The sequence below is a fragment of the Peribacillus sp. NPDC097284 genome, from assembly GCF_044761765.1.
Classification (GTDB): domain Bacteria; phylum Bacillota; class Bacilli; order Bacillales; family DSM-1321; genus Peribacillus.
In genome coordinates this window covers 347,419-359,793 of record NZ_JBIWCZ010000002.1, presented here as the reverse complement: position 1 = coordinate 359,793, position 12,375 = coordinate 347,419, and the positions used below count along the sequence as shown (strand labels likewise).

Annotated in this window: 8 protein-coding genes; all 8 read right to left on the bottom strand. The window is 43.6% G+C overall.

The window, feature by feature from the left end; all coding sequences use genetic code 11:
- Positions 1-9 precede the first annotated feature (9 nt).
- Positions 10-804, bottom strand: coding sequence for a DUF58 domain-containing protein (locus ACIQXU_RS07515; RefSeq protein WP_402868279.1), 795 nt, complete (start codon positions 802-804; stop codon positions 10-12).
- A 68-nt stretch (positions 805-872) separates the two neighbouring features.
- The gene (locus ACIQXU_RS07510; protein WP_402987856.1) at positions 873-1,877 is read right to left on the bottom strand and encodes an AAA family ATPase; all 1,005 of its coding nucleotides are present in this window, start codon (positions 1,875-1,877) and stop codon (positions 873-875) included.
- A gap of 7 nt (positions 1,878-1,884) precedes the next feature.
- Positions 1,885-3,435 carry a hypothetical protein gene (locus ACIQXU_RS07505; RefSeq protein WP_402987853.1) on the bottom strand — a complete coding sequence of 517 codons (1,551 nt, stop codon included), beginning with the start codon at positions 3,433-3,435 and terminating at the stop codon, positions 1,885-1,887.
- Positions 3,432-4,283 carry an ABC transporter permease gene (locus tag ACIQXU_RS07500; RefSeq protein ID WP_402987850.1) on the bottom strand — a complete coding sequence of 284 codons (852 nt, stop codon included), beginning with the start codon at positions 4,281-4,283 and terminating at the stop codon, positions 3,432-3,434. Before ACIQXU_RS07500 ends, ACIQXU_RS07505 begins: the two co-directional genes overlap by 4 nt.
- Positions 4,280-5,215, bottom strand: coding sequence for an ABC transporter ATP-binding protein (locus tag ACIQXU_RS07495; RefSeq protein WP_402987847.1), 936 nt, complete (start codon positions 5,213-5,215; stop codon positions 4,280-4,282). The genes ACIQXU_RS07500 and ACIQXU_RS07495 overlap by 4 nt, the downstream gene beginning before the upstream one ends.
- Complete coding sequence (locus tag ACIQXU_RS07490) at positions 5,212-7,593, bottom strand: hypothetical protein (protein ID WP_402987844.1); 2,382 nt, start codon at positions 7,591-7,593, stop codon at positions 5,212-5,214. Before ACIQXU_RS07490 ends, ACIQXU_RS07495 begins: the two co-directional genes overlap by 4 nt.
- 133 nt (positions 7,594-7,726) lie before the next feature.
- Positions 7,727-8,779: a signal recognition particle-docking protein FtsY gene (gene ftsY / locus ACIQXU_RS07485; RefSeq protein ID WP_402868269.1), complete on the bottom strand. Its 1,053-nt coding sequence runs from the start codon at positions 8,777-8,779 to the stop codon at positions 7,727-7,729.
- 26 nt (positions 8,780-8,805) lie between these two features.
- Positions 8,806-12,369: a chromosome segregation protein SMC gene (smc, locus tag ACIQXU_RS07480; RefSeq protein WP_402987841.1), complete on the bottom strand. Its 3,564-nt coding sequence runs from the start codon at positions 12,367-12,369 to the stop codon at positions 8,806-8,808.
- Positions 12,370-12,375: the final 6 nt, after the last annotated feature.

The window sequence follows — 12,375 nt, the reverse complement described above, 5'->3', positions numbered from 1 at the left end:
ATCTTCACCTCAATTCATTAGCCCGTGGCGTGGGAAGTCGTGAAATAAAATCGTTTGTATATCCGTTTCAGCAGATATGAGCATATAGCGGCTGCCAAGACTTTCACAGATAGCTTCAAGCTGCTCGTTATGGTGTGCTAGACGCCTTCGATAGTTGTCGATGAGGGTCGGATTAAGGCTAACATTGACCGCTGTTTCCATTTCACTATCCACAAACTTCAGGTCCCCATCATACATAGGTTGAAGTTCCTCTTTCCCCAGCAGTTGAATGAACCAGACTTCTTGTCTTGCCGAGCGTAGCTTTCTTAAAGTCGCCTCCACCTTTTCGATGGGCTCAAGACCATCCGAGATGATAATCGCAAGTTGCTGATTCCTCACCATCACTTTGCCAAGTTGCTCATAAAACTCCCCGCTTCTCTCCGTATCTTCCAATCCAGCTATCTCTCGAAAAACCCTTTTACGGTGAACCGCTCCTTTACGTCGAATAGGATGGGCTCCTTGATTACCGACGGGAACAAAATTCAGACGGTCTTCGCTTGCAAGGACAACAAAGCTCAATGAAGCGGCGAGCTTTCGCGCCTGTTCCCATTTTCCCGGGAGAGCTCGCATCGAAGAAGACATATCCAGGTAAACGGCCACAGATAACTCCTGTTCATCGAGGAACCTTTTTATATAATGCTTCTGGGTTCGGCCAAATACATTCCAATCGATTTGCCGGACATCGTCTCCCGGTTGATAGGCCCGAAAATCGGAGAACTCAAGCGAAGAACCAAACGCACTCGACCGTCTCGAACCTTTATGCATCCCACGCTTCCTCGTTTTCACGAGCAATCTCTTTTTCTGCAGCCTTTCTAAAAAAGCATAAGCTACCATCAAACCGGCGTTCCTTTTCCTAATTTATACGCCGACTCAACGACTTCAGAAATAATGGAATCGATGAGAACCCCGTTTGCTTCCGCTTCAAAGTTGAGTATAATCCGATGCCTCAGCACAGGATAGGCCGTTTGCTTCAAATCACCGGCAGAAACATGATAACGCCCGGCAAATAAAGCCCTCGCCTTTGCCATTTTGATCAAACTTTGCAACCCACGAGGTCCGCTTCCGAATTGAACGTATTGCCGGACAAGTTCCGGCGATTCCTCCACATTTGGATGAGTACTCGAAATAATCGAAACCGCGTAATCCAGCATCTCTTCTGAAATAAGGACGTCCTTTACTAGTTGCTGCAGTAACAAAACATCCTTGATGGAGGCAGCTTTTTCAATAGAAATGGTTTCCCTGCCTGTCGTTCGAAGGGCAATCTGCTTTAATTCCTGCTTTGATGGATAACGGACAAGAATCTTACAGATAAACCGGTCCATCTGGGCTTCGGGCAATGGATACGTCCCCTCCATATCGATTGGATTCTGGGTTGCAAGCACAAAGAAGGGCTGATCAAGCTGTTTCGTTTCCCCCATGACTGTTACAGTTCTCTCCCCCATTGCCTCTAAAAGCGAACTCTGTGTCTTCGGCGTAGCCCGATTGATTTCATCAGCTAAGACGATATGAGAAAAAAGAGGTCCCTCATGGAAGGTAAACTGCTGCCTTCCGTCCTCTCCAGGTTGCAATAACATGGTTCCCGTAATATCGGAAGGCATCAGATCTGGTGTAAACTGGATTCTAGAAAACTCTAAATCCAGGCATTCCGAAATCGTCCGAACGAGCATCGTCTTCCCAAGTCCCGGCAAGCCTTCAAGCAATACGTGGCCACCTGCAAAAATGCTCCATAAAACTTGATCGATCACGTCTTCCTGCCCAACTATAAAACGGGAGATTTCCTGCTTAACTCTCTCAATCATAGTCCCTGCTTCATTAAACTGCTGTTCTTTTTCCGTCATTTTCCCACTACCTTTCCGGATCAAGATTATTAAAATAATTCTTGACGATATCATTCAAATCAGAGGGTAGCCTAAGGCGATCCGTACTTTTGCGATAAGATTCCTCATACTGCTGATAGACCTCCTCATAATTCCGCAAGTTCCCCCTCAATACTGGACCCTCGGCCTCCTCCTGCTCGCCACTCCCTTCACCAAGTTTCCCATTGTCGGTTTCCATATTCTGCTTTCCATCGGTCTTTTCGGGAATCGTCAGCATTTCCCTCGACCCTTGTCCAGCCCCCCCCTTTGTGCCTCCTTTTCCTCCGCCGGTTCCACTTGCTCCTTGTCCTTGTCCTTGACCTTGTCCTTGTCCTTGACCCTGTCCTTGTCCTTTTTGGCTTCCGGGATTATTCCCAGAATTGGCGTTGGGCTGTCCATTAGGCGTAGAGGAGGGCTGACCTAGGGGCTGATTGGCGGGTTGGTTCCCTTGTGTTCCATCGCTGTTAGAAAAAGCTGTTTGAGAAGAAGGAATACCATCTTGACTCATTTTATTCTGAAGTTGGGATCCCGCTTGACGAACAGCTTGATTGGCTGATGCTAACTGCTTGGCAAGTTCTCCCGATTCCATCGCTTCCTCCAACTGCTGCATCAGTGCATCCAATTGTTCTTCCGTTAATGGAAGCTCCTGCTCTGTGTAGCTCTCTAGGGCCTGCTTCTGTTCCTTGGACAGCTCATCCCATCTTTCATTTAGTTCTTTCAGTTCTTTTTCGACCAGTCGCATGTCCTTTTGTTCAAGTGCCTTGGACAGCTCCGTAAGGCCGGTTTTTTTTGACTGATCCTTCCAGGTTTCCAGTGACTCTTGCTTTTCTCTTTGCTTCTTTTCTTTTAATTGCAGCTCGCTTGACTGTTTGGCGAGTGCCTCTAAGGCCTTCTCAGCCTCTTTCTCTAGCGCAACTTTCTCTTTTACATCTTTCAATGTCTTTTTGACATCAGGATCCTTTATTTCCTTCACTTTTTCATCAAGCTCTTTTTTGACCTCCTCGACAAGCTTCACTTCTTTTTCCGCCTGCCTGGCTTGATCCATTTTCTGATTTGGCAAAATTGCCAATAGGGAACCTCCTATTGCTAAACAAAGAGCTAGCGTCAGCCATTTCGGATGTACCCATACTTTCTTCCTTCTGAGGGCCTCCTCCTGATGGATTTTCATATGGTGAATAGCATCCCTGAGCTGGAGTGACTTAAGCTCACCAATCTCCCCTAAAAAAGCGAATCCCGACACGACACGGTCATCAGGAACATACTGGTTAAACAGCAAAGCAGCCGTTTTATTACCGGGTTTTCCTTTAATGATTCTATAGACAAAAAAAGCAAGTAAACAGATGATTCCAATGAAAAAATAACGGAAAACGAAGGGTATGACTACTATACGTGCCATGAAAAATAGTAAAGTCGTCCATGCAGACACGGCAAGGAGTAAAAGTTGCCCCTCCCTCATCACATGCTGCATGAAAAGTTGCCGCTTAACGGGTTTAATCAACTTGAGAAACTGGAGTTCATCATGGGTAAGATCCTTGTTCATCGTTTTGTCTTCATTCCCACGCGCAGCTTTTTAACGCTTAGAAGAACGGACCCGATTAGTAGAAGTGCGTAACAAATCAAATGAGACGCCCAAAGTGGAAAATCAATCCCCGATAACTTCTGGATTTCCTCAGAGTAAGTCGGTTCAACAAAGCCGATTAATACGATTGGGGTATTTAGCATGGCCGCTAAGTAAGGCAATGGGTTAGTCGTTGGTGTGGTCACATTTACCTGATTCCCCACGGCCATGGTAGTGAATAGTAGGGTCAATAAAGCTGTGCCACCTACTAAAAACAATGTGATTCCATAAGTCGTGACCATCGCCGCAATGGTTTTTCGCACAAGTGTAGAAAAAAGCACCCCGATACTGCCATATACGATGACGGTGAAGACATTGAAGCCCAGCACCATCAAAAGCTGATTCGGCGAAATTCCGCCGAATAAAAAGACGATGCTATATAGCGGTAAACTGGCCACAACCAGTAATAGCAAGTAGGAAATGGATGAAATTAATTTCCCGAAAATGATGCCTGTCGAGCTTTGGGAAGTCGTCAATAAAATATTTAACGTCTGTCGCTCCCTCTCACTCGAGATGACGCCTGCCGTCAGTCCAGGTGTAATGAACAAGACCAAGGCCAGTTGGGTAACGGATAGAAATATAAACATACTCCGGCTTGCATCCGGGTCAACGCGCCCGCCCATGCTACTAAGAGACTGAATAAAAATCATACCGATAACGATGGCACCAATCGCAAGAACATAGAATAATACACCTAAAAAACTTTTAAAAGAGCGAAAGCGTAGCTTAAACTCTTTATTCAAAACCGGATTCATCAGCCAGCTCTTCATGACAGTTCAACCCCTTTCGTGATTTCCATGAACACATCCTCCAGATCCGTCTCTATTTCCGAAAAAGAGACAATGGGCAAGTCTTGCAACATACAGGACTTCAGCAGCTGTTGTTGGGCCCCTGCATCTCCTTTGAATAGAAACTGAATCGTTTTTTCATCAACATGCGTATTGATCTGGCTAATATCCGGATTATCTTCTAGAAAAGCGATGGATCGCTCAATATCCTTATGAACCTTAATAATCAGGCTCTTTTCGCCCTGCAGCTTATGTTGGATTTCCGCGACCGACCCTTGTGCTTTCAATTTACCCTGATCGATGATGCCGAGCACATCACACATTTCCGCAAGTTCAGGTAAAATATGCGACGATATCAAAATCGTTTTACCCATATGTTTCAATTCCTTTAAAATCTCCCGCATTTCAACACGAGCCCTCGGGTCAAGCCCGGAAGCGGGTTCATCCAAAATAAGCACTTCGGGGTCGTGTATCAGACTCCTTGCAAGACAAAGCCGTTGCTTCATTCCCCGTGATAAAAGATCCACATAGGAATCCTTTTTATCCGATAAATTTACGAGCTCGAGCAGTTGTGGAATCAGTTTACTCCGTTCCGAAACGGGTATACCATAACTTGCTCCGTAAAAATCCAGGTACTCTTCAGCCTTCAATTGATCATACACACCAAAAAAGTCAGGCATATAACCGATCTGGCTACGGACTTGTTTAGGTTCCTTCGATATATTGTAGCCATTGATATAAGCCGTTCCCGATGTTGGTGCAAGCAAGGTAGCCAAAATGGAAAAAGTCGTGGATTTCCCTGCCCCATTTTGACCGACAAAACCAAACACGGTTCCTTTGTCTATTTGCAAATCCAAATGATCCAATGCGGTGAACGTGCCATATTGTTTAGTTAACTGTATAATTTCTATCATTTCTCCACCACTCCCTTCACAGTGATTTGTGGCATCCTTACACTCGGGTCATCATCATTATCTATCATGACTTTTATCTGGATGTTCCCTTGTTTTGATACATAGGATGATATATCCTTAGTCCCTTTGAAAGTAATTTCCCGTTCTCCCTTAGGTATCGATTCATACTTTTCAGTCGAAAAATTATAGAGTTCATACTTAACATCTTGTTTACTGAACTTAATCGTCATTTCTGACGCTTTGAATGTATCGTCCTTCATGATCTTTGGAACTGAACTGATATATTCATATTCTCCCCTTTCAAACCAATACGTACCATATCCTTCTTCTTCGCCAACTGAACCCCGGAGGGCATTCACAGACCCCGCGAACATTTCTTTTGACAATGTCACTTCCCCAGCCAAAATTGTTTTCGGACTGAATGTTTGGAAAATCAGATTATCTATATTCACTTTCGGTTTTTTCGATAGTCTAACGTCTACGATTGAATCGTCGGTTATACCGCCGATGACAGGTTCGGATTTTGTCGAGGCCCCTCCGAAATACGCCTCCGTCAGATAAAGAAGCTGATCCCTGCGCATTTTTTCAATATCGATTTTTTTTCCCATAGTTCCATTATTCCAAGAAGACGATGTCGTTCCATACGGTTTAAATAAGAAATCACTCTTTAACGCTTCATTTACCTTGATCTCTGCCCCCTTCTTCAACGTTCCGAGATTGATTCGTTCATTGCCGGTCAGGATCATTAATTCCTTAAGGTCATAAGGTGTCTCATTTTGAATCGTACCTGTCAAGGTCCTGTTTTCAACGGTCAAGTCATTTTTCAATTGACCTGCATTTTCTTTATAAACCTTTCCTATAAAGGACCTGGTAGACCAATATTCGACGTTTGGAAAGGTCAATTCCATATCGGTAGCTTTCTCTTCAAGCATTGGTGCTCTTTTCACGCTTCCACCTAATCCCTCCTGAGTCATTGGCATCGCAACTAACTCATTTTTCGGGAAAGTCAGGTTGTAATTGCCTCCTTTATTGGACAGGAGGACATTCGATTGGATGCCGATGATTTGGTCATCCTCAATTTGATAGATTCCCAATTGATTGAGTTGAGGTTTGGCAAGACGATCTTTCGCTCCGACGGCAAACGTTAGAATCGTCGTAATGCAGGCAATCAAAGGAATGATCCACCAAGCGTGCTCCCTTTTATCCATTTTCCTCAGAATAACAAATAAAATCGGTACAATGATCACAACGTAGACTAACAGCAACAATGCCAATTGAATCACGGATAAATTCGTATCATCAAAGTAACTATTGGGGTCATTCATTTCCCATCTTGCTTCGTCCATGAATTCACTTGAAGTGGAAAACGCATTCAACTCCACCTTCTTTAAAATCGCTTCAAACCACGTGCCGTATCCTTTCCAAGAGGCAAGTGGCTCATCTCCTAACGAAAAGGCCGTCTGGACAATCATCCCGTTTCCATATTGCTTTTTGACAACGGCCGGTGATGACCCGCTCTTCGCAATGATTTCTGTCCCTTTCTCCACTTCACCAGTAAAGCCCGGCAATTGTTCAAAGGATGGTCGATATTTTTTCTTTTCTGTAAGAAAGGATGAATCCATCTTGATTCCTTTATCCATCTTCATCGGTAAAAGGTTATACAGGGACCCGTATGATTGAGCGGCACTTGGTGATGACCCGGAAATCAATACACCACCAGAACGGATCCAACCCTTTAGTGCTTTCTGTTGTGCCTCATCCAAAGCGGCAATTGCAAATTCATCAATGATTAAATAATCTAACATTTCATAGCCAATTGACTGTTTAGGCAAATCTTCTTTTTCCAACTCGACCATCCTGGCTTGGAGGGATGGCAAGACTCTCAATTCCGTCAAACGATCGAAATTTTCACTTAATACTCCAATCAGGTCCTCGCTTTCATCAAAGAACTTAGGTGCCAGTACCTTCGGGCCGGAATAGTCTACTTCTTTACCATTCTTCCAATCTCCCTCATAGAGATAAATCGACTTCGCCAGTGCGGTCCCATTATAATTATAATTTTCGTCGGTATACCCTGGAAGTGAAACAGAATAGGTTTTCTTGCTTTCCTTTGGCAATTCCACTTTTAGAATTTGCGACCCTCCGAAATCGTAATCGGCCTGAAATTGAAAAATCAGCGTACCGCTGAAAGCCTCCCCCTTATTTTCGATATGTACGGTCATCGGCATGGCCTTGGCCCGAGTTATGTATCCATCAAACCCTGTTTCAATCGAGATTTTTATGTCCGTGTCCGCTGCTTTTGCTTGAACTGTATATGAATGTAAAAATAGGCCTAAAAATAATAAACAAGCAGCGATTCCCTTTAATTTTCTGAACAACCGAACTCCCCCTTTTTTTCTATACTCCTAATAGACGATTAGATCACGAAAAAGTATACAGTATTTATATAAAAAGTAAAAAAAAATCAAAAAACCGGAAGGGAAAATCCCTTCCGGCTAAAACTATCCACCTTTATACTTCTTCTTTATCAATGATATCGGCAAAGAGCCCATACACATATTTTTCAGCATCGAATTCTTGAAGATCGTCCATTTTTTCACCAAGTCCGACAAATTTCACGGGAATGGAAAGCTCATTTCGGATCGCTATGACAATTCCGCCTTTTGCTGTACCATCAAGCTTCGTTAAGACGATACCCGTTACATCTGTCGCTTCCTTGAACGTTTTCGCTTGAATGAGTGCATTTTGACCCGTCGTTGCATCAAGGGCAAGGAGCACTTCATGTGGTGCACCAGGCACTTCACGTTCAATTACACGCTTCACCTTTTCCAATTCCTTCATCAAATTCACTTTATTTTGCAGACGGCCTGCTGTATCACAAATCAGGATATCGGCTTTGCGTGCCTTAGCCGCTTGAACGGCATCGAACATAACAGCAGCAGGGTCAGATCCTTCTCCTTGTTTAATGACACTGACACCGACACGTTCTCCCCACACTTCGAGTTGCTCAATCGCTCCGGCGCGGAAAGTATCACCAGCCGCCAATACGACCGATTTGCCTTCTTCCTTAAACTTATGGGCAAGTTTACCGATTGTCGTTGTTTTACCTACACCGTTCACACCGACAAAGAGAATGACCGTCAGGCCGTCTTGTTGAATGTTCAAGCTGGATATTCCTTCTTCATCACCTTGGTAAATTTCAACAAGTTTTTCAGAAATGACAGATTGCACTTCTCTCGTATCAGAGATATTGCGCAGTTTCACTTCCATTTTTAATTGGTCGATTAATTCCATAACGGTATCGAAGCCTACATCAGCCTGGATGAGAATCTCCTCAAGTTCTTCGAAAAAGTCTTCATCCACTTTCCGGTAACGGGCAACGAGTTCATTAACCCTTCCGGTAAAGGAATTCCTCGTCTTCGTTAAACCTTGCTTAAACTTTTCCCCGATTGATATTTCGGATGTTGCTTTTTTTTCAACTTCTACTTCTACTTTTGTTTCTACAGCTGTTTCTTTTTCTTCTTGTGCCGTGAATTTTTCTTTTAGCTTCTTGAAGAAACTCATTGTCCCACTTCCTCTAATTCATGGATTTATATTTCAACAAAGTTCTCTGATTCCTCCATACGAACGGAAACTAATTTGGAAACACCTGACTCTTGCATCGTAATGCCATAGAGGACATCCGCTTCCTCCATCGTCCCTTTACGATGGGTGATTACTATAAACTGAGTCTCTTGACTGAATTTCCTTAAAAATTGGCTGAAACGAACTACATTCGCTTCATCAAGTGCCGCCTCGACTTCATCGAGGATACAGAAAGGAACGGGCCGGACCTTTAAAATCGAGAATAAAAGAGCAATTGCAGTCAATGCTCGTTCTCCACCGGACAAGAGACTTAAGTTCTGTAGTTTTTTCCCCGGAGGCTGTGCGATGATATCTACTCCCGTATTCAATAAATCATTGGGATCTGTCAGTTTTAATTCAGCCCTGCCACCACCGAACAGTGATTTAAATACCTGTTCGAACTGTTCACGAATCGCATAGAATGTTTCTGAAAAGCGTCGTTTCATTTCCTCATCCATCTCGTCGATAACCTGGAATAAGGTATCCTTAGCCTGCTGCAGATCTTCTTTTTGACCGAGAAGGAACTCGTACCTTTCGGCTACACGGGCATACTCGTCTATTGCTCCTAAGTTGACCGTCCCCAATTCTTCAATGGCCAGCTTAATGAGCTTTACCTTTTTCTGAGCTTCTTCGATAGGTATCATTAATGGATACTTTTCTTTAGCCCCTTCATAGGATAATGTATATTCCTCGCGTAAATGATCCAGGCGGTTTTCCAGCGCCACATCAAGTCGGGTTAATTTGACCTCTTCATCCTTGACCACTTCAACGATACCTTTATAGAGACGACTTTCCTCTTTCAAAGCTATTTCGAGGGTTTCGAGATGAGTTTGCATTTCGGTCTTTTCCTGTTTTTTGGCGGAAATATTTTCAATGGCCGCATTCTTATCAAGCAATCTTTGTTGGGCCATGTCTTCAAGCGTTTCTTCCCCGCTCGAACTGTCCGTCATTTCATTTGTTAAAAGCCCCAAGTCATCCTTGTTTTCAGTTAAGGTGCTGGTCTCTTTTTCCATGTCCGCCTCAAGCCGTTCCATTTTTTCTCTTTGATTTTGAAGCTGACCGCGTTTTGAGGCCAATGTTACCCTTAACTCGCTCGTTTCTTCGGCAAGACTTTCCTTTGATGATTGCTGTGATTGTTTTTGTTCTGTCATTTCCGCTATAAGGCGGTCAAGCCCATCGATTTCCACTTTACAGGATTTCAGCAGTTCTTCCAATTCTTCGAGCCTTGCTTTCTTTTGCTGTTGCTCTTCTAAATAGGAGTTTTTATCCAAATCATAAAGGTGTAGGCGATCATTCACATTTCTTTCTTGTAGCTCGACTTCACGAAGTTCACCTTTCAGGGATTGCTCCTGTAATCGTAGCATTTCACCTGTTTTTCTCGTTTGTTCAAGCGTTTGCTCTTGAACACCGACATCCACCTTCAGCTGTTTTACCTGTTTTTCAAGCTGGTTCGTTTTTAATTCCATCCCGGCTAGCTTCTCATGTAATTCTTCAAGCTCGGTTTTCCGGGATAGTAGTGAAGTCGATTTTTGTTTGATCGTTCCACCCGTCATCGAACCACCAGGGTTGACGACATCCCCTTCAAGCGTAACAAAGCGGAAACGGTGCTGCACCATTTTTGCCAGTTCGTTGGCTCCTTTTAAGTCCTTTGTGATAATGACGGTTCCTAGCAGGTTTGCCGCGATGGAAGCATGTCTTTCATCATATTGGATCAACGAGGAACCTGTCCCGACAAAAGCAGGGTGATTCTTCAGCATCGATAGCTGGTTCGATGAAATCTCTCTTCCTTTGATGACAGATAAGGGCAGGAAAGTCGCCCGTCCAAACCTGTTTTTCTTCAAGAAGGAAATGGCTTCACGGGCATGTTCTTCTCTCTCCACAACCACATGTTGCATCGCCCCACCTAGTGCTGTTTCGATGGCGGTTTCATATTCCTTTGGGACCTTGATCAGTTCCGCCACTGCACCTTCAATGCCTTTTAGAGTACCTTTTGCTTTTAGGACTTCCTTAACACCTTGAAAGAAGCCTGCATAGTCCTCTTCCATCTCTTCAAGCAGTTCCTTTCGGGATTTTGCCTGTTGAAGGAATTGATAGGCCTTATATAGGGTCGTTTCCTGTTTTTGATACGTATCTTTTGCCGTTTGTAGCTTATTCTGTTGATTTCGGAAAGAAGTGACATGGTCTTCAAGCTGCTTGCTCAGTTTTTCCATACGCTTGGAGTATTCCGACTTTTTAGCAGTGATTTCCGTTCTCTCGGTAAGGAATTTTTCATTTTCGTGATCCAGTTTGGAATTTTTATGTTCCTGCTGCGTGAGTTGCTGCAGAAGGTAATGCTTTTCATTTTTGGCGGCAGCCTGCTTGTTCAGCCACTCGATATAGTCACTTTTCTTCACTTCTATCAGGGCTTCAATGTCGGTATTGAATAGACCTAAGCTTTTTTGTTTTTCATGTAAAAGCTCTTGAAGCTGTTTTACTTCAGAACTCAATGCATGCAGAACTTCCGTTTCTCTTTCCTTTTGTAAAGAAAGACGTTCAACGGCTGCCTTGCCCTCTATAATCGCTTTTTCAAGCTGTGATTTATTTTGTGCCGCATTCTTTTTCCGTTCTTTCAATACTTCTTTACGACCCTCAAGCTTCTCAAGCTCTTCGCTGGCGTTCAATAGCACTTCTTGAAGCTCGTTAATCGATGTTTCGAGTCCGGCAATGCTTCCTCGAACCTCTTTAAGATGCTCTTCACGTTCATGAAGCCTTCCAGCCAATTGTCGCTCCATCTCATTGTGTTTCCCAAGTTCCTGGGTAAGACTTTCCCATTTTTCATTAAGTTCTTCAATTTCAAAAACGGTCAAAGCCACTTCGATTTTTTCAAGTTCCTCTTTCTTATCCAAATATTCTTTGGCCAGGGAAGATTGAATTTTCAAGGGTTCCACTTGACCTTCTAGTTCATGAAGGATGTCATGAATCCTGTTGAGATTATCTTGTGTTTCCGTCAGTTTTGATTCCGCTTTTCTTTTTCTTGTTTTATACTTCAAGACACCAGCGGCCTCTTCAAAAATAACTCGTCTTTCTTCTGCTTTGCTGCTTAGGATTTCTTCCACTTTCCCTTGGCTGATAATGGAAAATGCTTCGCGTCCAAGTCCTGAATCCATAAATAATTCAACGATATCTTTCAGGCGGCATCCTTGATTATTAATGAAGAATTCGCTTTCACCCGATCGATATACCCTTCTTGTCACACTAACTTCATGAAAGTCAATTGGAAGGGTGTTGGTCTCATTATCCAAAGTCAAGGAAACCTCTGCAAAATTCAAGGCCTTTCTTGTGTCACTTCCTGAGAAGATGATATCTTCCATTTTTGCTCCACGCAGTGATTTTGCGGATTGCTCTCCAAGAACCCAACGGACTGCATCAGTCACATTGCTTTTACCACTACCGTTCGGTCCAACCACTGCCGTGACACCAGGTACAAATTCAATCGAAATTTTATCTGCGAAAGATTTGAATCCTACAACGTCCAAGCGTTTGAGGAACATGACCTT